The following is a 21583-nucleotide window of genomic DNA, read 5'->3' on the forward strand; positions in this document are numbered from 1 at the left end:
TTCCTTTAAATTTCTATTTTCAAGCCAATTAAGATTTGAAAAGCCTAAAACAAACACTTTTCAAACCAGCGATTTTATTGGCAATAGCTGCCAAAACTTTCGGGCGCAGCACGTCAACATCCTGCATCTTGCGATGATACCAACCGGCATCAACCCCGTAATCCCTCACCAATACATCTCGATGCCCATCCAAGCTGAGGAGCCGATTGAGTTCAAGAATGCCCACCATCTCATAGGCCTTTCCCAACCCTCTGTTTGGCACGAAAAAAAGCAGCGCTTTCTCGATATCCAGATGTATGTCGCTAGGCACGTCAGGATATCTCAACAGATCAGAAAAGCCATCCTTAAGCGCTTGCGCCCCGACGTTACGGAAGAAGGAAGTGGCGATTAAGTAATGCTCGTTCATCGTACGTACAGAATTGGCGACCGTTTGACTGCTCGCACTTTGTCCCGGCAGCACACGAAAACTGATCAGCTCACGCTCAGAGATGTGGATTGGAAATCTTTTTACCAATCGGACCCACATATCAAAATCAGGCAATTGTCGAAGATTGTTATTGTAGACACCTACTTCGTCATAACATTCACGCCGAATGAGCACTGTGGGGTGGCAAATGCAGTTGCCCTGATCGAAAAAAAGACGCAACCACTGACCTTGAGACCGATTCTGCTGGTCAAACACCGAGCCAAAGGTTAGACGCTTCTTGTTGATGACCTCGCCTCGCTTATCAATGAAGCGAGCTCGACCAAAGGTCGCACCTAACTGAGGATTTCCAAGCAGTATCTGAAGTTGATAGGCAAGCTTATCTTCATCACACCAATAATCATCGGAATTGATCAACGCTATGAATTGGCCCTTCGAGCGAGCAATCAACTCGTTGGTGACCGCACAGGCACCGCGATTGTCCTGATAGGGGAAAAAACGAATTCGAGGGTCGACAACCGACTCAACGACCTCCCGAGTATTGTCAGTGGAGCCGTCATCGGCAATCAGGAACTCCAGTTCGACGCCGCGCTGCTTCAGTACACTGGCAATCGCTTGCCCCACGTATTCAGCATGATTGAAGGTGGCCATTATCACGCTTATCAGGGGGCCGTTCATATTCCCCCTCCACGACGGATAATCTTCAGGAAGATTTTTTTAACGACCGGAGGCGTAAGACCTTTTAAAACTATCACCACGACAGGCGGGATGAACTGCTCAAGGTTGGTTGCACTCCAGGCTAATGCACGCGCAACCGTACCTAATGATTGACCGCGTCGTGAGAGTAAAACTGCCTTTCGCAGACGGCGTTGCAGTTTGGCGAAGCTGGCATGAAACAGCTGACGGGTGAGTTGGTCATACTCGGGAATCAGACTAAGCTGCTGCTCCAACTGTTCGATACGGGCCACGTTGGACCAAGCCCCTCTTGAATGCACGCGATAAACCGACATGGGTTCTTCGATAAATCCAATCAGGCTATTTCTTGCCACGCAGATATTGACGATCCAATCATACGACGTGATATCGAACAGCTCGGCCGGCAGCGTTTCCAGCGCCGATTTTCGATAAAGGCAAGTAGAAAAGTTGCCTACCAGATTGTCTGAAATCAGGTCTCGCGCGGTTAATAGCCGATAGCCGTCACTTCGCTTGACTCGACTGACGAAGCTTGCGTCATCTTCGTTAAAAACAAAGTAATTGACCGAGCAAAGGCCACATTCCCAGTGCTGATCGAGGAATCTCGCTTGGCGCGTCAACTTATAGGGACTGCTCCAGTAGTCATCACCCTCGAGCACCGCAACATAGCGGCCGAGACAGGCCGAAAACCCGCGTTGGTAATTCCTGGTAATCCCTAGATTGGCCACGGGAGAAAGGTACTTGAACGTAAACCGAGCATCTCGGCCTTCATAACGCTGGATACGTTTTAGCGTGGCATCAGATGAAGCATCGTCGGCAACAACCAGCTCAATAGCACCGCTGAAATCCTGGCTGAAGAGCGAGTCCAGTGCGCGCTCAATGTACAGTTCATGATTATAGGTAACCAACAGCACCGATAATTCAAAGTGCGAGCTTTCGTCTGTCATTTACTTCACCAGGGGCCTTGCAGGATTTCCCACTACCGTGGTGAAAGGCTCAACGTCTTTGACGACAACCGCGCCCATACCGACAACCGCTCCCGCACCGATTTTCAAGGGCACGCCGTACTTACCCTGCTTAATCAGCGCACCAGCACCTACGTAAGCATGGTCGCCAATCGTGACATTGCCATTACATTTCACACCGGGTCCGAAAGTGACGAAATCGCCAATCACGCAGTCATGGGAGATGTTGCACTGGCAGTTAGCCTGAAAAAAACGTCCAATTTTCACATTGGAGGTAATGATTGTCTGCTCGGAGACCATGACCCCCTCTCCGATCTCGTTGTTGTCCAACAAAATCGCACTGGGCGCTATTAGGGCAAAAGGCTCGATACCGCGCGCCAGGCAAGCGTCGGCAATCCTCTGACGAGCTTTGGAGTCACCAATCGCGATATTAAAGCGCTTAACGCCGTTAAGTTCAAAAAAGGCATTGAGGCTGACCGCACGATACCCGTTGATAAGCGTGGGCGCCTCCAGGTTCTCCACGACGAACAATAACTCAGAGTTCAATCCGGCTGGTGTGCCGTTGATCATTGATCGCAACATTGGCATCACTTCTCTGCCATGCCCGCCTGCGCCAATAAGACCAAAAAATGTTTTCATAATGTACTCTGAAGAATTATTCGCTGTCTTGGCAGGCACGCAATGATACGCGCGCCTGCCAGCACACCTTAAACCGGTGTTCAAGCATTGATACGCTGTAACGCTCTGCGTAAACGGCGTACTACCCGTTTTAAAAAGTAGACAACATGCCCTTGGCTCGACGTGCTCGCCCCCTCCAGCGAGGTCACCGCAGGAATGGAAGCACTGTGGGCCGCCATCAGGAAGTGTCCAAAGCCCGTTTGTCCGGTTATACGATAAAAATCGAACACCGAGAACATGTACTCATCACGCAGCACACGTTCGAAGTCCGGGTCAGCACAGCGCTTGATAAAAAGGGACAACGCCGCTGCTTTACCGGAGGGTTGAACGAACGCACTGTCCAACAGAAGGAAAAACTTTTCGGCTTCCAATCTGGAAGAAGTCATCGATACGTCTTTGAGGCGGAAATATTCAGAAAATCCGTCAATAAAGACTTCGTCCGAAAGCGATTCGAAGAATGAGCCAAATATCTCAACAAGTTCGGTCAAGTTCCGCGCTGAGTTTTCAGGCGAGACCGCGCTAGTATTATTACCATCGCGGAGATGCGCGACCAGATTTTCCTGAATCACATGAATCGGGAAATGCTTTACCAGCCGGATCCACATATCGAAATCCGGCAGTTGCCTCAGACCGGGATTGTAATAACCGAGGGTTTCAAACACCTCTTTGCGCGCGAGCATACTTGGATGGCAAATGCAGTTGCCTTTCAAGAAGAAATGCTTCAGCCATTCTCCCTGAGTGCGATTCGCCTGCCGGAACACATCGTTCCAGATCGCCTCAGGCCCGGAAATTTCCCGGCCCGAACCGTCCACCAAATCAGCCCATGTAAAGCATGCACCCAATTCAGGCTGAGCGTCGAGGATCACCACTTGCTTGCCGAGTTTGGACGGGTACCAGGCGTCATCGGAATTGAGCAGTGCAATATATTTGCCTCGCGCCTGCCGGATCAAAAATACAAGGTTGCCCACAGGGCCGAGGTTTCTCTCCTGCCTGAACGTCCGAATACGTCGGTCCGTGAAGCTTGAGATAACCTCCCAGCTATTGTCCGGCGAGTGGTCATCGGAAATCAGCAATTCAAAGTTTGAAAAGCTCTGGCCCAACACACTGTCAATGGCCTTGCTGATGTGTTTCGCGTGGTTATAGGACGGCACCACAACGCTGACCAACGGCACGTCAGCATTGAGGGCGGTATCTACTTTCTCATGAGACATGGCGAGCCTTCCAAAGGCGATAAGCTTTTTTGATCGGTTCAGGGCAGTATTTACGCAAGGTACTTAGCCTGCCGCGCGGGCCTGGAGCCACCGTAGTCGCTACGTTCTGCATGGCCAGCGGCAGCGGGTCGACGCTCACCGACGAAATCACCGGATTATTGATAACCTGGCGCAGTATTTCTATCCGTGGCGCAAGCTGAGCCTCATAGCTGTACAGGTCGCGAACACGACCGATACCAGCCTCACCCACTGCTTTCAATGCTGCAGGATCGCCATGGTACTTTTCGACCAAGCTGATGATGTCCCACAAGTCATACTTGATCAGCACGATATCTTCGCCGTCAGTGAACCGACCCAGAGCGGAATTGAATTCGTCGAAAGCGAAAATCGCGGTGCCGCGCAATGCTGCTTCGGTGCAACTTGCGGTAGGAAAACCATCAAATGAGCCAGGGAATATTTTCCCGCTGATATTCGGCGACATGATGATGTCCATGTCTTGGAAAAAGCCGTCAAACTCATCCGGATTAAGCGAGCCATGGAACTTGATCCGATCACTGAACAAGCTGACATCAAGGACCGTCTTGTTAAAGGGGCCGACAACATGGAAGAAAATGTCGTCATAACGCTGGCACAGGACACTCGCGGTGTTGATAAAGACATCATAACCTTTGTCTTCACCATACGTTGTGTACTTATGCGCCATAAAGCAGATATCCAGGCGCTCCTTACCAAAACCCCAGCGGTTTTTTTCAAGACGCGGCCGCTCACTGACGGGCTCAGGCATGACCACGCCGAAAATCATCTCGATCTTGTCAGCCGGGCACAAGTGCTTTTCAGTAAGGTAGTTATAGATGACCTGCTGGGTAACGATAACTTTCTGAAAGCAAGGCGAATCAAAGATGCGCTTGAGCTTCTTGTCGCATTCGAGGCTGTTCAGGGCAAAACCGGCGCCTGGGTACAAGGTAAACACAAACGGAATATTAAGCGCTTCGGCCTGCGGCAACAGAGTGTAAGCGTTAGAAATGAAGTTGACATACAGCACTTTGCCGATAGCCAGCGGGAACGACTCATCCGCAACCATTACCCGATTGCCCAACTCGGGATAGGTGTGCTGGTAATCGCGAACCACGCTGGTTATCGACGCATTTTCGAGCACGTGCAACGTGGCGCCCGTAGTCAGTACCAACGAACGCTTGAACGCTTTCAGATACGCCGTGAATTCGACATGACGGAAGCCGCTGCGGCGCGACGGAAACACATCATCGACGACAATCAAATCCAATTTTTCAAAGCTGTCAGAGTAGCTGCCGTTCACCCATGAATACAGCTTCCAATTGTACTTTTGAAAGCCTTCGTTATAGTTGAAGTCGATAAAAGTATTGTACTGGTCGATCAAACCGAGCAAAGTCGTTGCCTTGTCCAGCTCTTTGCGAGCACTCCACTCACCGCCGATATGTTGACGATAGACCGACAGCGGCTGTTTGAGATGAGCAATACTACCAAACTGCGCGCAGTAAATATTAAAAAACCAATCTACTGTATAAATATCAAATATTTCTGCGGGAATAACATCGAGGATCGGACCACGATAAAAGCACGCAGTAAAGTTACCAATGACATTATTTTCGGCCAGCTCAAGTCCGCTTATCGTGTCACTTATCAAATTTTTATGTTCGGAGAAGAGCTCTCGCGAAGAGCCGTCAGACACACACAACTCAATCGAATTGAACGACATCACCGATTCCGGATGAGTCGCGAGAAAATCAATATGCTGCTGAATACGCGTGTCTGAAGTCCAGAAATCGTCGCCTTCACAAAAGGTCAGGTAGTCACAACCCTTGGCGAGGTTAACCGACGTCGCCAGGTTCCCAACTACACCTACGTTCTTTTTGTTCGCATGGAACTCAATGGAAATACGGTCGTTTTGCTGGTTTTCGATCGTTGCCCTGACGACATCTGCCGTGTTATCAGGCGACACATCATCAATCACGATGATGCGCATGCGGAACTGGCCTTTCTGGCGCAATACCGAGTTGATGCATTCAGCGATATACGCTTCATGCTTATACGTCAGAACAATAACGGTCACCAGTGGCACATGGCCGTGCGCTAGTCCAAGCTGGCAACTTTTTTGGAAATGAAGCTTGCGTAAAAAGAGATCAACTTGATAACGAGCACTTCGAATTGAACGTTCACCTTCTTTTTTTGCAAAAATCGAAAAACCGGGGGTGACCCATATAGGTTCAAATGCCTTGTGCAGGCGGTTTAGCGCCTCAGGCGCAGTACCTTTGGATTCAACACAGAGCAGCCCGCGCCCCGATAGCAAATCAAAAAGTTTGACCACGGACGCGTCGGACTGTTGCAGCAGATTCGAATCCGTTAGCAACAGATCGATTTTTTTCCCACGAAGTGAATACTGCTTGGTAATGAAAAGAGCCGACACCGCAGCGTCGGCCCCTTTCAACACGAGTGGCTGCTCAAGACCGAACTCCTGCATGAGAAAATTCAGCAGCTCGAGTTTATCCTCGTTGCTGAAATCATCAATTTTAAAGATTTCAGTACCACTCACGTTATTATTCCCGCCCGCACATTCACTATTATTTACAGCCATTTTAAATTTCCCTATTTACAGGACGCTATCGTTCAAGACAGGTCTTGCTTCACAAGTCGGCAGATCATATCCACCTCTTCCAGAGAAAGCGTGTGATACAGCGGCAGGCATAGAATCCTACGGGAGATATCCTCGGCGACGCTAGCACTTTGCCCGTGAACATAAGGCAGTTTTGTCAACGACGGGTAAAAATAACGACGTGGGTAGATGCTGTTCAGGTTTAGAAATTCAACCAACTTCAACAGTACCGCTTCGCTTTCGAAAACAACCGGGAAGTAAGCGTGGTTATATTCGGTCTTTGCCAGAATCTTTTGAAAGGTGACGGGCAGCCCTTCAAGATTGTGCACATAACGTTCCGACAGCTTGCGGCGCACTGCCAGGATGTCGGGTACATGCTTGATATTGCACAAGCCCATGGCAGCATGAAACTCTGAGTTCTTGCCGTTGATACCAACATCGCCGAAATCAGTGGCCGAGGAGTGACCGAAGTTTCTCATCATAGCCATGCGCTTGGACACATCTGCGTGCGGGCTAATGACTGCGCCGCCTTCGACAGTATGGAAAAGCTTCGTCGAGTGGAAACTGCAAGTAGATACATCGCCATAGGCCAGCAGCGATTTGCCGTTGTGCACAGTGCCAAACGCATGCGCTGCATCGTAGATCACTTTCAAGTTATGCTTTTTGGCAATAATGGCAATCGCATCTACATCACACGGGTTTCCGAACACATGCGTCGCAAGGATGGCGGTAGTTTTTTCAGTAATAGCCTGTTCGATCAGCTTGACGTCAATATTCAGCGTGTCACGGCAGATATCGACCATTACAGGTTCGCAATGCTCCCAGACGATGCTGGACGTCGTCGCTACGTAGCTGAATGGTGTCGTGATGATCTCGCCTTCGAGCTCAAGCGCACGGATCGCGATCTGCAGTGCGACGGTGCCGTTGCTCAGAAACAGAAGGTTATCAACCGACAGGCACTCTTTAAGCTTGATTTCCAGCTCGTTCAGAAGGGGGCCGTTGTTTGTTAACCATTCTCGAGACCATATGCCTGCCAAATAGTTTTGATAGTCGGCGTACGGCGGCATAAAGGGTTTGGTGACTGTAATATTCATGAAGTTCTCAAGCGAAAATTAATAAACGTTCATTTAGTGAAACGTTTTCTCAGGATTCCATACCACGAACGCTCAAATTCATTAAGACGGCCTTCCAAATCCTCGATCAATAGTTTCTGATCGGCGATTTCCTGAACGAGTTGAGCGTTTGTATTAGCACTCACAACGCAATCAGCCATCAGCTGTTCGATTTTTTCTGCCTGTTTATTGTTGGTTGAATTCAACGCGTCAACAGATGCCGTCAGCTGCTGGATCAAACTCTCGCGAGCGCTGAGATGTTTTTCCGCAACTTCAGACTGTTGTTTGTGTTCGGCCAGCGTTCGTTCAAGCACATTGATATGCTCGTCACGCAATGCGCTTTCTCTTTTCAAAGCTTCATTGGCTTCGGCTGCCTGCTCCAACAAAAGTTCGCGAGCCCGCAATGCTTGCTCAATTAGTGCAGTCTGCTCGGTATGAGCGGCCAACGCATCCGCACGAGCATCAATCTCTCGCTTCAACTCGTCGATGGACTGCCCCGCTTCATCAAGCTCAATATTCCGGGCAGCAAGGCTTAGCTCAAGCGATCGATATTTTTCGCCTAACTGATCAATCAAGTCACCGCGAGCTTGCCACTCATCCTTGATAAGCACGATGTGCTCTGTCTGTCCAGCAAGCGTGTGTTCGAGAGCATGGATTTTTCCCTGGAGCGCGGCATTGTCCTGCTCGATAGCTTGAACGGTGCCGCCCAGATGTTCCAGCAGCTCACCACGCGCAGCCCAGTCTTGTTCGACCAGGCTTGCGTTGCCGAGGTAAGTAACGTAATCCGCTACAGACTGCTCCAGCTTCTGAATATGCTGAGACTTTTCGAGATTGTTTTGTTCCAACGCATTCAGGCTATATTCATGAAGGTGGAGGTTTTGCGTTTCCGTCGCGTCTGAGGTTTCCACCGGGTAGCCATAATGAGACAACCAGCAAGCGATCTCTGGCGGCAAGCTTTTGTCGAAAGCGCTTTCATCTTTGCGCCACGCTTCTACGTTATCTGCAAACACAGTTTTGCTTTTCTGTTTGCGCCACGCTGAGTAGGCCTGTGAGGACACTTGGCTCATGTCAAACTTACAGAACTGGTCGTAATCGATGAAAGCCTGGGGATCCAGCATTGCCGGATCAAAATCGACTCCGAGGAACTGGCATATTCTGTCCAACTCACCCGTCGTATCCGACACCAGATCTTCATATTTAACTTCCAAGTAAGCCTCAGGCTTCAGGAAGAACTTTGCGTCCAGCGCGATTTTCTTGATTTCCCGCTGCCACCTTGAGAGATTCAAACGCGCAGATCGGTGCCACCACGTGGTACGGGCGAACGATAATGCGACATCACGACCGTCACGCACCACATGGATGAATTTCGCATCGGGAAACAATGCTTTCGCTAGGTCAAGGCGCTGTCCATACCAGGGCGTCTGTTCGATAAGCCATTGTTTACCGTGGCTTTGAGCGACTGCCGAATAAAACGCGCTGACAAAATCACGCAGTGAACTCTTTGGCGTGGTGTCTTGACGGCAGAACGCAGGATAGTCAAAAAACTGATCAAGGTTATGCGGGCACCCGCGCTCTATGATCGAGACCAATTGATCACTATCAAGCCCCTGCTCGCCAGCAAGCAAATACTCTTCATACAGCCGGTTGCCGTTGCCGGAATATTCGAATAGCAATTGAATTTCCGGGGGCACGCACAATGCTGGGTTGCTGTTCAACATCTGGCCAAGCCAAGTGGTGCCACAGCGTCCGGTTCCGATGATGAATGCCTGCTTGATTTTTTCGCTCACACAAGCTCCTCAAGCCTCAACTCTGCGAACTGATGGACTTGGGACCAAACCCGAGCCTTTTCCCATCGAGCCACGCGGAAAACGACAGCATCATTGATCAAGTCAATGAATTCAGCCGTTTCATTATCGATAATCACCGAAGAAATATTGACCCGTAATGAGTAATAACCTTCCTGCAGCGGCATCTTGAACAAATACTCAGCGACGTACTTGCCCCCCTCCTTCGTCTGAAGATAGGGCTGACCGACATGCTGGAACCCACAGCCCGTTATGTTATTTTTCTTTTCATCAAAGACACTGACATTCAAAGAAACAGACTTCTCGGCATAGGCCTCGAAATTCACCCTGATCTTGACCTGCTGGTTAAAATCAAGAAAGGTCGTGGGCTCATCGTTCATGTCTAACAACTCGACGGAACGCGCCCTGACTTCGCCCGTGCCGTAACGAAACTGAGCCACTCGAGCCTCAAACGAGTGATCGACTCGGAACGACTTATCACCGACAACAGGCAGCCTCATCGGAGTGTCAGACGGCTCGGCAAAAGGCTTGGAAACTCGCGAGAATTTGCGATGTTCCGCGTTCATTTCCTCGCGCATCGAGCGAACGTAAAGTTCCGTGACATCTGCCGATGGCCCGACGGCAACTACTTTGCCGCCGTCCAAATAGACGCAGCGGGAACAAAGGCTTTTAACAGTACCAACGTCGTGACTGACAAAGAGAATGGTGGCGCCACGCTCTTTGATATGCGTCAGGGCAGTCATGCACTTGGCTTGAAAGTTCATATCTCCGACGGAGAGAGCCTCATCGACAATCATGATTTCCGGATCGGACATGATGTTGCAGGCAAAGGCGAGCCGCACAAACATACCGCTGGAGTATGTTTTCACCGGCTGCTCAAGAAACGCGCCAATGTCGGCAAACGCCGCAATTTCGTCGAAGCGGTCTTCAATTTCCTGGCGACTCAATCCGAGAATCGCGCCGTTCATGTAAACGTTTTCCCGGCCGGTAAATTCCGGGTTGAAACCCGAGCCGAGCTCCAGCAGGGCCGCGATGCGACCATTGGTCTTGATCGAACCCTCGGACTGACTGAGCGTGCCGCAAATGATCTGAAGCAGGGTGGATTTACCACTGCCGTTGCGTCCGATGATACCGACCGTCTCGCCTTTCTTAATCTCGAAAGACACGTCTCGCAAAGACCAGAATTCGTCGAAGTACTGTTTTTTCTCCATACCCAAAGTCCGACGGACACGCGGGTAGATCGACTGCTTCAATCGGTCATGTGGCTTAGCGTAAATCTGGTAGCACTTGCTAAGGTTTTGTACTGTGATCGCGGTATCAGAGGACATCTGCAAACCCTTTGCGAGTTTTCTGGAACCAAGCAAAACCCACCCATGCAGCAAAGAGGGAGCCGACTAGGTAAATAGCAATGAACTGCATATCCGGGATCACCCCCCAGAACAGCACGTCACGTCCTCCTTCAACCACGGAGGTCAACGGATTGAGCAGCAGAAGAATCTGGAATTTTTCTGGCAGCGCACTCGCCGGATAGAAGATCGGAGAAAGAAACATGGTCACGGTCGTCAAGATAGCTACAAATTGAGTGACATCTCGCAGATAAACACCCAAAGAAGCAAGGAACCAGGTAAGCCCCATGATCAAGAACAACAATGGCAGCATCACAATCGGCAGCAATAGCACCGTCAAGTGAGGGATACCGAAAAGGATTACGTAGGCAGCCAACCACACAGCCACACTAACTGCAGCATGAAACAAGGCAACGCCCATCGACACCCAGGGAAGCACCTCAAGTGGAAACACAACTTTTTTGACGTAATTGACGTTGGCTAAAATGAGTGCTGGGCCTTTGTTAATACATTCAGCAAATATGTTGAATACGATTAACCCAACAAACAGAACCATGCCAAATTCCGACATGGAGGTACTCTCCGAACTCCAGCGCGCCTTAAAGATAACGCTGAAGACAAAGGTATAGACCGCCAACATCAGGATCGGTGTGATGAAAGACCAGAGAACTCCCATGATTGAGCCCCGATAGCGCCCCAATACGTCGCGCTGGATCAGGGTTCTTATCAGCTGGCGATTGCGCCACAGGCTTCCAACCATTTCCAAGGGAGAAACAGAAAAATTCTGCATCAGTCAAACACCTCGGCAACCGATAACAACTGGCCCTTGGTATCTTTTTCCGAAAGTGTCGGGGTGCTATCGATTGGCCACTTGATCGCCAAGCTCGGGTCATCCCATGCAATGCAGCGCTCGTGAGCCGGTGCGTAGTAATCCGTGCTCTTGTACAGCAGCTCGGCGGAGTCGCTCAGCACCACAAAACCGTGGGCGAAACCTTCCGGGATCCAGAGCTGGCGCTTGTTTTCGGCACTCAATACCTCCCCCACCCACTGACCGAACGTGGCAGAGCCTTTACGAATATCGACGGCCACGTCAAAGATCTCGCCCGAGACCACGCGCACCAACTTCCCTTGAGGCTGGCGAACTTGATAATGGAGGCCGCGCAATACGTTTTTCACAGAGCGGGAGTGATTATCTTGAACAAAATTGACTGAACGGCCAATGGCGCTCTCAAACTGTTCTTGATTGAAACTTTCAAAAAAGAAGCCTCTCTCATCACCGAAGACCCTGGGTTCAATAAGAACAATGTCCGGTATCGCTAGCGCTGTGTGTTTCATCAATAAATTTTCTCGGTCAGCAGACGTTTCAAGTATTGGCCATAACCGTTTTTGAGCAGCGGTGCGGCCAGGCGCTCCAGTTGCTCTGCACCAATCCAGTTCTGACGGAAGGCAATCTCTTCGGGGCAGGCAACCTTGAGCCCCTGACGATGCTCAAGCGTGGCAATGAAGCTGCTGGCTTCGAGCAATGAATCATGAGTCCCCGTATCCAGCCACGCATAACCGCGACCCATGATCTCCACCGACAGCTTGCCCCGCTCCATATAGATACGGTTGAGATCAGTGATCTCCAGCTCGCCACGTGGCGACGGCTTGATGCTCTTGGCGATTTCAACCACGTCCCGGTCATAGAAATACAGACCCGTGACGGCGTAGTTCGACTTGGGTTCGAGCGGTTTCTCTTCCAGGCTTATAGCCTTGCCCTGCGCGTCGAACTCGACGACACCATAACGCTCCGGGTCGTTCACGTGGTAGGCGAACACACTGGCGCCGTCCTCACGGTGCATCGCGCTTTTGAGCAGCTCATTGAAATTATGCCCATGATAAATATTGTCACCCAACACCAGCGCCGACAGATCGTTACCGATAAAGTCTTCACCGATGATGAACGCCTGGGCCAGGCCATCCGGGGACGCCTGCACGGCGTAGGAAATATTCAAGCCCCATTTGCTGCCGTCACCCAACAGCTGTTCAAAACGCGGGGTGTCCTGCGGCGTGGAAATGATCAGGATGTCGCGAATCCCCGCCAGCATCAGCGTGGTCAGCGGATAGTAGATCATCGGCTTGTCGTAAACCGGCAACAACTGCTTGGAAATCGCCAAGGTTGCAGGGTGCAGACGTGTGCCTGAACCGCCGGCCAAAATAATTCCTTTACGTTTAAGCATGTTCATTTCTCTAGAATTTCTATGAGCATCCGTGCCACGCCGTCCTGCCATTCAGGCAGGCGCAGTGAGAAGGCATTCTGCAGTTTTTGAGTGTTTAGTCGGGAGTTGCCGGGGCGCTTGGCGGGCGTCGGGTAGGCTGCGGTGGTAATTGCACCCACGTTCGCAGGCGTCACCGAAAGCTGCACGCCAGCTGCTTGCGCCTGTTCGAGGACGAAACGAGCGTAGCGATGCCAGGTGGTCTCCCCCGCGGCCGCGAGGTGATAGACCCCGCTCAATTGCGGGTTCAAGTGCAGTGAACGAATCGCATGGGCGGTGATGTCGGCCAGCAGATCCGCGCCAGTCGGCGTGCCGAACTGATCGTCAATCACGTTGAGGCTGTCGCGCTCCCTGGCCAGACGCAGCATGGTCTTGGCGAAGTTGTTGCCACGCGCGGCGTACACCCAGCTGGTGCGAAAGATCAGATGCGCGCAACCGCTGGCCTGAATGGCTTGCTCGCCTTGCAGCTTGGTCGTGCCGTAGACGCTCAGCGGCCCCACCGGATCAGTTTCCTGCCAAGGCGTATCGCCATCGCCCGCAAACACGTAGTCCGTCGAATAGTGCACGAGCAGTGCATTGAGCTTGAGCGCTTCTGCCGCCAGTACCGCCGGGGCTTCTGCGTTGACACGCAGCGCTTGGGAGGGCTCGCTTTCGGCTTTATCGACGGCGGTGTATGCGGCTGCGTTGACGATGACGTCGGGCGCAAACCGCTGCACAGTGGCGGCCAGGCCTTGCAGGTCATTCAGATCGCCGCAGTAGTCCTGGCTTTTCGAATCCAACGCAAGCACCTGGCCCAATGGGGCCAGGCTGCGTTGTAATTCCCACCCTACCTGGCCATTTTTGCCAAGTAGAAGGATCTTCATGCCGAGCGCTCGGCGTAGTTTTTTTCTACCCATTCGCGGTACGAACCCGATTGGATATTGCTCACCCAATCCTGATTATCCAAGTACCACTCCACAGTCTTGCGAATACCGGTCTCGAAGGTCTCGGCCGGTTTCCAGCCCAACTCACGCTCCAGTTTGCGTGCATCGATGGCGTAGCGGCGGTCATGGCCTGGGCGATCCGTTACGTAAGCGATCTGATCGCTGTACGGCTTGCCGTCGGCTTGCGGGCGCAGCTCATCGAGCAGGGCGCAAACGGTGTGGACGATGTCCAGGTTCGGCTTTTCATTCCAGCCGCCCACGTTATAGACCTCGCCCACGGTACCTGCTTCCAGTACACGGCGGATGGCGCTGCAATGGTCTTTTACGTACAGCCAGTCACGAATTTGCTGACCGTCGCCATACACCGGCAATGCTTTGCCTGCCAACGCGTTGACGATCATCAACGGAATCAGTTTTTCCGGGAAATGGAATGGACCATAGTTGTTCGAGCAGTTGGTGGTCAGTACCGGCAGACCATAGGTGTGGTGGTAGGCACGCACCAAGTGATCACTGGCCGCCTTGCTCGCCGAGTAGGGGCTGTTGGGCTCGTACTGGTGGGTTTCGGTAAATGCCGGATCGTCCTTGGCCAGGGAGCCATAGACCTCGTCAGTCGAAACGTGCAGGAAGCGGAAGGCTTGCTGCGCATCGCTATCCAGCGCCTTCCAGTAGGCGCGCACCGCTTCCAGCAGACGAAAGGTACCGACGACATTGGTCTCGATGAAATCTTCCGGGCCGTGGATAGAACGATCAACGTGCGACTCGGCGGCGAAGTTCAAGATCGCGCGCGGCTGGTGTTCAGCGAGCAAGCGCTGGACCAGTTGCGTATCGGCGATATCGCCCTGCACGAATATGTGGCGCTTGTTGCCCTCGAGCGAGCTGAGGTTCTCCAGATTGCCGGCGTACGTCAGCTTATCCAGATTAATGACCGGTTCATCCGCCTGGGCAACCCAGTCCAGTACAAAGTTTGCACCAATAAAGCCAGCACCGCCGGTTACTAAGATAGTCATTGAGTCAGATCTTTTTCAGTAGTGTTGCAAGAATTAGCCCGAGATTTCCCATCAACGTCTGCCGGTATAAACCAGCCGACCGGAACCCCCGCACTCGTCTAAATAATGTTTGACTTCGCGCACGCTTGAAGCGCGCGAGGGTCGTTTGATGCTCTTTGCAAAGACGATGCTGCATGGCTTCGAGCGCACGAATATTCTGATCGTTCCACTCGTAAAAACGTCCTTGAAAAATCATCCATACCCGAGCCAGGCGCGCTGCCCAGCCGGAATTGCTGCCAATCAAATTTTCATCATGCTGGCGGTATTGCATTCTAGGCACAGGGTCGTAGTGAACGACCCCGCCCGCTCCCGTGACGAGCTGATAGGCCCACCAATCATGCGAAGGGACAACGACATCCGCACCCGCCTCGGTGATCAGCTCCCGCGCAGCCTGGTTGAAAACCATGGTATTGCCGCCCGCAATGCTCTGAACAAGAGCGTTGGAGAAGTGCGGAGGCAGGGAGAAAAGCGGAGAGAAACCGAACGCAACACCCGCATCACTGACCAAGCGCGTGCGCCCGCAATACAGGGCAGGTACGTCCGAGGGCTGACTGCGCAGCCAGTCGACGGCCACCTGCAGCTTCTCGTCATCCCAGATATCGTCCTGATCGCACCATGCAAAATAATCCGCCTGGATATCAGTACGGCACGTCAGCGAGAGGAAATTGGCCACGAAGCCTTTTTGCGGTCCGGACACGACGCTCAGCCGGTCGCTGCCCCAACGATCAGCGTACTGGTTAAAAATCGCCAAAGTGCCATCTTTGGAGCCATCATCCGAGACAACTAATGTCCAGTCGTGGTGGTTCTGCCGCTCAATGGAGTCGAGCTGCTCCGCAACGAACGTTTCGCCGTTGTACGAACACATCAAAATCGCGACTTTTGCAGGGCGAGCATCGTCCGACAGAGCGCTGGGGAAACTACACGATGCGGAAATAGGCACAATATCCCTTGCGAGCTAACTACGTCCTACGGGAAGGTAGGACATGGACCACGATAATGTGCGAATTATTACAGTATTGGTCTGTAAGTACAATCTCACCCGTGACCAACCGTCGTTCGCCCTCAGCCCTTAAAAGCCTCTACGGCCAGCTGTTGCAGCGATGAAAACTGCATTCCAGACGGTCTGCCAGCAAAAATCCAGGCACAGCGCCAGAATCCGGGTGCGATCCTGTTCAAGCGCCATCGCCACCAAACAATGCGACTGTGTGCGAAAAGCAACATCCGAATGGGTGTACCGCCAGCGAGACTAATCCAACCATGAAAAGTTCAACTCATATTCAGTTAGAATACTTTGACAACTTCAGCCATGAATACAGACTGACCTGCATCAACGAACGCTCAATAGCCGCAGTTGCGTAGTGGATGAGAAACCCGGCCTACTTCATTATCCCGCGCCTACCCAACGCTCGGTCGAACCGACCCAACACTTATCGTCACCAACTCCAAAAGAGTAAGTGAACCACTTTGTCAAATGAAAATATGAGCAGCGTTGAACATGGAGCTGTAATGAATACCAAGACCCTCGCGATCATCGGCACAGGCTTCTGCGGCTCAACGCTGGCAGTGCATTTGTTGCGCCACCCACCGGTCACACCCCTCAAGATCCTGCTGATCAACCGACCAGGCAGCATGGCTCGGGGGGTCGCCTACAGCACCCAGGCCCGCGCACATGTGCTCAATGTACCGGCAGCCAGAATGGATGCCCTGACCGGTGAAGACGACAGCTTTTATGCTTACGTAAAACGTAAAATCCCAACCGCCACGCCGGGCTCGTTTGTTGAGCGGCGCATCTACGGCGATTACTTGGAAGCGCTGCTTCATGAAGCATCCAACACTGTTGCAACCGGTTGTGAAGTGCAGACAATTATTGGGGAAGTCGTCAAGGTAGTGCCCCTGCCCAATGCAAGGGGCGCCTCTCTCTATCTGGAAAACGGCGAACACTTTCAGGCCGACAATGTCGTTTTAAGCATTGGCAGTTGTGCACGCCAAGAGCCTTCGATTGCAGCAGAACATCGACAGTTCTACGAGAACCCAGGCTATGTGCACGACCCATGGCAACCCGGCGCGCTCGATGCTATCGAGGCCAATGACCCGGTCTTCCTTATAGGCAGCGGGCTCACGATGCTGGACGTGGTACTCGACTTACGTGACCGAGGGCACACCGGCACTATCCAGGCAGTCTCACGCCGAGGCCTTCTTCCACAGCCCCACCGCGAGTTGAGCGCACACCCTGCTTACGATGAGGGGTTGTCCGACCACATGTTGACCCGTTGCACTGTGCGCCACTACGTACGCGCGGTTCGTGATGCGGTCCGGCAGCACGCGCAAACCGGAGGAGACTGGCGCGACATCATCGGTGGCCTGAGGTCCGCCACCCAACAATTGTGGCACGCCTTACCGCTTGATGAACGCCGGCGATTTCTGCGGCATGTACGCCCTTATTGGGATGCCCACCGCCATCGCTGTGCGCCGCAACCGGGAGCGCGCCTGCACGAAGAGCTTGAAAGTGGCGGACTGCAACTCATGGCCGGACGTATCGTCCGTTACGAGCCCACCCCCCACAACATTAGCGTTTACGTACGTCGTCGTGGCGCAAGCACCGAGGACCGTCTGACGGTCAAAGCGGTGATCAATTGCACGACGCCCGCGCTGGACCTTCACCAGTTGGACGACCCTCTGCTCAAATCCCTGCGCGCAGACGGCCTGTTGGTACCTGACGCGCTCGGAACAGGGATGGATATCGCACCGTCGGGCGCGCTGCTCGATTGCAATGCAGTGCCGTCAGACTGGCTATATTACGTAGGCCCCTTCCTCCAGGCGCGTGACTGGGAAGCCACTGCGGTACCTGAACTGCGCGAGTACGTGAAACGCATGGCTCAAACACTGGCCATAACACTCGCTCAAGGCTAGGTCGCCCCCTGATATCGGCCGGCGGATTATTGCAAAAATAAGTTAAATAACCCCCGCCTCCGGCCGATACCCCCTGAAAGCCTTGCGGATTGAACAATCATGCGTAATAACCAGCCCGTTACCCAGCGCGAACGTACCTTCCCCGCTCAGCAACGGTTGATCTCCACCACCGACGCCAAAGGCGTGATCACTTACTGCAACGACGCGTTTGTCGAGATCAGTGGGTTTTCCCGCGAAGAACTGCTGCGCGCGCCGCACAACCTGGTGCGTCACCCGGATGTGCCGGCGGCGGTGTTCGGGCATATGTGGTCCACGCTCAAACAAGGCTTGCCATGGATGGGCATTGTCAAGAACCGCTGCAAGACGGGCGATCACTATTGGGTTAACGCCTATGTGACGCCGGTCTTCGACGGCAATCAGGTGGTCGGCTACGAATCGGTGCGCGTCAAGCCCACCAGCGAGCAGATCCGCCGGGCCGAGGCGCTCTATCAACGCATCAACCAGGGCAAGTCGGCCGTTCCCCAGCGGGACAAGTGGCTGCCGGTGTTGCAGGACTGGGTGCCGTTTATCCTGATCAGCCAGGTGAGTTTCATGATCGGCGCGTCGTTCAATTCCCACTGGGGTTTTGCCCTGGCGGCGGGGTTGTCGGTGCCGTTGGGCCTGCTGGGCCTGAGCTGGCAGCAGCGTGGACTCAAGCGCCTGCTGCGCCTGGCGGAGCAGACCACGTCCGACCCGTTGATCGCGCAGATGTACACCGACAGCCGTGGCGCCCAGGCGCGCCTGGAGATGTCGATTCTCAGCCAGGAGGCGCGTCTGAAGACTTGCCTTACGCGCTTGCAGGACACGGCCGAGCATCTCAACGACCAGGCAGCGCAGTCCAACACCCTGGCGCACAACAGTTCCAGCGGCCTGGAACGCCAGCGCGTCGAAACCGAGCAGGTGGCCACGGCGGTCAATCAGATGGCGGCCACTACCCAGGAAGTGGCCAGCCATGTGCAGCGCACCGCCGATGCGACCCAGGAGGCCAATCGCCTGACCGGCCGCGGTCGTGATATCGCCGGGGAAACCCGCGAGGCGATTCAGCGTTTGTCGGTGGCGGTTGGGGAGACGGGCGTGACCGTGACTCAGTTGGCCAAGGACAGCGATGAGATCGGCGGCGTGGTCGATGTGATCAAGGGCATTGCCGACCAGACCAACCTGCTGGCGTTGAACGCGGCCATCGAAGCGGCGCGTGCCGGTGAGATGGGCCGTGGCTTTGCGGTGGTGGCTGACGAGGTTCGCCAACTGGCGCAGCGCACGGCCGAATCGACCGGGCAGATCCATGCCCTGATCGCCAAGCTGCAGCAAACCGCCGCCGCCGCCGTGCAGACCATGGACGCCGGGCATCGCCAGGCCGAGGAAGGCGTGGCGCGGGTGATGGAAGCGGACCAGGCGCTGGTGGGGATCAGCGAAGCGGTGGCGCATATCACCGACATGACCACCCAGATCGCGGCCGCGACCGAGGAGCAAAGCTCGGTGGCCGAGGAGATCAGCCGCAATATCAGCACCATTGCGCTGTTGGCGGATCAGACCTCGGAGCAGGCGCTGAACTCGGCGCAGCTGAGTGAAGAGCTGACGCATACGGCCAATAGCCAGTACTCGCTGGTGGAGCGTTTTAACCGCTGAACCGATCTACGTAGAACAAAAAATCCTCGATAGACATCGAGGATTTTTATTGCCCGCGATTTGCAAAGCTTTTGCAAAACCCTACTCAGACGCCGCTCAACCGAAAAACGAAGAAAAAGTCGCGGTCACCGCCATAGCCGCACTCCAGATATGCCACGAGAGAAATCCCGAGCGTGGCTTAACGCTCGAAAGGCTGGTGACTGATCCCACGTTCAGCGAAGAGGGGAGCGTCGCATATGAACCAGGCGCTGCCGAAGAAACTGTGGAATCAGCTCGGATTGGTCTCAGTACTGGATACGATCAGCCGGCTTATCCGCATAATCTGAACCGCCGTATACGGAACCGTACGTACGGTGGTGTGAGAGGACGGCGGTTGTGAAGCCGCCTCCTACTCGATCCGCCATCGCATACCGGGCATTACCAAGATAGATAATCAGAGAATGTCTACTGGTACTTCTGACAGTAGATAGGTTTTTACGTATAGATTAAAACGTCAAGGCGTCCTCCATTGATTTATCCCAAGCGGGCTTGACCTGAGAAGGATTTTCGCCATGAGTGCACAAGACATTTTTATTCCGCAAAAAACACGTATCAATAATCCGAAGAACACCTTCCGATGGAAATTTGGTGATAATCCGCAAACGGAAGCCGACTATTCAAGATTCTTCCATAACGTATACATGCCGACGGGTGAGGAATCCTGGGTATTCTCAGGGTCAGTAAACGAACCTGACAGCCCAGACTATTTTCAATTTTTAATGTCTATTCCCGACATAGGCGAACCACCCAAAGACAAAGAATTTACATTAGAAAACGGCTTGTCTTTCAGGCACGTCCATAGCATCGGAGCCCCTCCGGGCTTTATCGGCTATCGCACCGTCAACGCCGACAGCGCCGAACTTATCATCACTATTGATCTCGTTAAGGGAGCGGCCCAGGGTAAGTTCAACGCACACTTCAAGAGCCATGGCTACCGCATTCAGCCTGCTGGCTCCTTTACCCTGTACCTGTCCACATGAAAGCGCGTTTGTACCCGCCTGGCTACGACCATCAAAGTGTCACCTTAGAAAAGTGGACACTTTGACAGTAGCAGCCCCCTCCCACATTTGTGAACACAGTCAAATGTGGGAGGGGGCTTGCTCCCGATGAGGCCCTAACCGGCGCCCAGAAATCCAGCAACTTGCACCGCCGCCGCCTCCAGATGCTGCTCATGGCCAAACCCGGAAGCCTTCAACGGCTTCAAATCATGATCCCCCGCCACCAGCCACATCACTTCGATGCTCGGCGATAAGTCATACCCCTCCACCGCCGCCCGGTTCCCCAGGGCATCGCGCTCGCCCTGCACGATCAGCGTCGGCGTTTTCAGCCGGGCCAAATGCTCGACCCTTGGTTTCTCGGGCTTGCCCACCGCATAAAACGGGTATCCCAGGCACACCAGCCCATCAGCCCCCACTTCATCAGCCAATAAACTGGCCATGCGCCCGCCCATGGACTTGCCGCCAATGGCCAGTTTCCCAGCGACATGGCGCCGCACCTCGGCATACACCTCACGCCAGGCCTCCAGCAGTTTCGGCGCCGGGTTCGGCGGGCGTTTGCCGCCGTCCAGCCGGCGCTGGGCCATGTAGGGAAACTCGAAGCGCAATACGTTCACGCCGTGTGCGGCAAGGCGTGCGGCCATGTCGTTCATGAACGCCGAGTCCATCGGCGCACCGGCGCCATGGGCCAGGATCAGCGTTGGTGGCGCATCCGCAGCCGCGTCCGAGGCGGCGTCCCACAACCAGCCGTGTTCGCGCGCACACCGCGCCCATTGATCCCCGTCAATACTGGCCTTGTGCTCTTTGCCCATGCTTGCCTCGCTATTCAGTCTGCCTATAACTCCAGCCCAAGTGCCGCTTTGCTTGGGTTGAACCGTGGATGGGGA

The 21583-nt window shown here is 53.5% G+C and carries 18 protein-coding genes and 1 pseudogene; 4 read left to right on the plus strand and 15 right to left on the minus strand.

Annotated features, from left to right (window positions below; translation table 11 throughout):
• Positions 1-28: 28 nt before the first annotated feature.
• The 14 genes from PSH66_RS21545 to PSH66_RS21610 all read right to left on the minus strand — a co-directional run bounded on the left by PSH66_RS21545 (position 29) and on the right by PSH66_RS21610 (position 15952).
• Complete coding sequence (locus tag PSH66_RS21545; RefSeq protein ID WP_305427622.1) at positions 29-1102, minus strand: glycosyltransferase; 1074 nt, start codon at positions 1100-1102, stop codon at positions 29-31.
• The gene (locus PSH66_RS21550) at positions 1099-2064 is read right to left on the minus strand and encodes a glycosyltransferase (RefSeq protein ID WP_305427623.1); all 966 of its coding nucleotides are present in this window, start codon (positions 2062-2064) and stop codon (positions 1099-1101) included. The genes PSH66_RS21545 and PSH66_RS21550 overlap by 4 nt, the downstream gene beginning before the upstream one ends.
• Entirely contained in the window at positions 2065-2721 is a 657-nt protein-coding gene (locus PSH66_RS21555; RefSeq protein ID WP_305427624.1) for an acetyltransferase, read from the minus strand.
• Between the two features lie 80 nt (positions 2722-2801).
• Positions 2802-3971 carry a glycosyltransferase gene (locus tag PSH66_RS21560; RefSeq protein WP_305427625.1) on the minus strand — a complete coding sequence of 390 codons (1170 nt, stop codon included), beginning with the start codon at positions 3969-3971 and terminating at the stop codon, positions 2802-2804.
• The gene (locus tag PSH66_RS21565; protein ID WP_305427626.1) at positions 3961-6582 is read right to left on the minus strand and encodes a glycosyltransferase; all 2622 of its coding nucleotides are present in this window, start codon (positions 6580-6582) and stop codon (positions 3961-3963) included. Before PSH66_RS21565 ends, PSH66_RS21560 begins: the two co-directional genes overlap by 11 nt.
• Positions 6583-6614: 32 nt before the next feature.
• Entirely contained in the window at positions 6615-7694 is a 1080-nt protein-coding gene (locus PSH66_RS21570; RefSeq protein WP_305427627.1) for a DegT/DnrJ/EryC1/StrS aminotransferase family protein, read from the minus strand.
• 29 nt (positions 7695-7723) lie between these two features.
• A complete protein-coding gene (locus PSH66_RS21575) occupies positions 7724-9499 on the minus strand; it encodes a sulfotransferase (protein WP_305427628.1) in 1776 nt (591 codons plus the stop codon).
• On the minus strand, positions 9496-10845 hold the full coding sequence (locus tag PSH66_RS21580) for an ABC transporter ATP-binding protein (protein ID WP_305427629.1): 1350 nt from the start codon (positions 10843-10845) through the stop codon (positions 9496-9498). Before PSH66_RS21580 ends, PSH66_RS21575 begins: the two co-directional genes overlap by 4 nt.
• Positions 10835-11653 carry an ABC transporter permease gene (locus tag PSH66_RS21585; RefSeq protein WP_305427630.1) on the minus strand — a complete coding sequence of 273 codons (819 nt, stop codon included), beginning with the start codon at positions 11651-11653 and terminating at the stop codon, positions 10835-10837. The genes PSH66_RS21580 and PSH66_RS21585 overlap by 11 nt, the downstream gene beginning before the upstream one ends.
• The gene (gene rfbC, locus PSH66_RS21590; RefSeq protein ID WP_305427631.1) at positions 11653-12198 is read right to left on the minus strand and encodes a dTDP-4-dehydrorhamnose 3,5-epimerase; all 546 of its coding nucleotides are present in this window, start codon (positions 12196-12198) and stop codon (positions 11653-11655) included. The genes PSH66_RS21585 and rfbC overlap by 1 nt, the downstream gene beginning before the upstream one ends.
• Positions 12198-13082: a glucose-1-phosphate thymidylyltransferase RfbA gene (gene rfbA, locus PSH66_RS21595; RefSeq protein ID WP_305427632.1), complete on the minus strand. Its 885-nt coding sequence runs from the start codon at positions 13080-13082 to the stop codon at positions 12198-12200. The genes rfbC and rfbA overlap by 1 nt, the downstream gene beginning before the upstream one ends.
• Before the next feature lie 2 nt (positions 13083-13084).
• On the minus strand, positions 13085-13981 hold the full coding sequence (gene rfbD, locus PSH66_RS21600) for a dTDP-4-dehydrorhamnose reductase (RefSeq protein WP_305427633.1): 897 nt from the start codon (positions 13979-13981) through the stop codon (positions 13085-13087).
• Positions 13978-15048: a dTDP-glucose 4,6-dehydratase gene (rfbB, locus tag PSH66_RS21605; protein ID WP_003175451.1), complete on the minus strand. Its 1071-nt coding sequence runs from the start codon at positions 15046-15048 to the stop codon at positions 13978-13980. Before rfbB ends, rfbD begins: the two co-directional genes overlap by 4 nt.
• 4 nt (positions 15049-15052) lie before the next feature.
• Positions 15053-15952, minus strand: coding sequence for a glycosyltransferase family 2 protein (locus PSH66_RS21610; RefSeq protein ID WP_305427634.1), 900 nt, complete (start codon positions 15950-15952; stop codon positions 15053-15055).
• 641 nt (positions 15953-16593) lie between these two features.
• On the opposite strand from PSH66_RS21610, the gene PSH66_RS21615 reads away from it, so the two are divergent.
• The 4 genes and pseudogenes from PSH66_RS21615 to PSH66_RS21625 all read left to right on the plus strand — a co-directional run bounded on the left by PSH66_RS21615 (position 16594) and on the right by PSH66_RS21625 (position 20681).
• Positions 16594-17997, plus strand: coding sequence for an FAD/NAD(P)-binding protein (locus tag PSH66_RS21615; RefSeq protein ID WP_305427635.1), 1404 nt, complete (start codon positions 16594-16596; stop codon positions 17995-17997).
• Between the two features lie 99 nt (positions 17998-18096).
• On the plus strand, positions 18097-19662 hold the full coding sequence (locus tag PSH66_RS21620) for a PAS domain-containing methyl-accepting chemotaxis protein (protein ID WP_003175454.1): 1566 nt from the start codon (positions 18097-18099) through the stop codon (positions 19660-19662).
• Positions 19663-19886: 224 nt separating this feature from the next.
• Positions 19887-19988, plus strand: a pseudogene (locus PSH66_RS30240) (maturase); the annotation flags it as partial.
• A gap of 225 nt (positions 19989-20213) precedes the next feature.
• Positions 20214-20681 carry a hypothetical protein gene (locus tag PSH66_RS21625; RefSeq protein ID WP_305427636.1) on the plus strand — a complete coding sequence of 156 codons (468 nt, stop codon included), beginning with the start codon at positions 20214-20216 and terminating at the stop codon, positions 20679-20681.
• Positions 20682-20815: 134 nt separating this feature from the next.
• On the opposite strand, the gene PSH66_RS21630 is transcribed toward PSH66_RS21625, so the two are convergent.
• Positions 20816-21508 carry an alpha/beta family hydrolase gene (locus PSH66_RS21630; protein WP_305427637.1) on the minus strand — a complete coding sequence of 231 codons (693 nt, stop codon included), beginning with the start codon at positions 21506-21508 and terminating at the stop codon, positions 20816-20818.
• Positions 21509-21583 lie beyond the last annotated feature (75 nt).

The organism is Pseudomonas sp. FP597, assembly GCF_030687435.1.
Lineage (GTDB): Bacteria > Pseudomonadota > Gammaproteobacteria > Pseudomonadales > Pseudomonadaceae > Aquipseudomonas > Aquipseudomonas lactucae.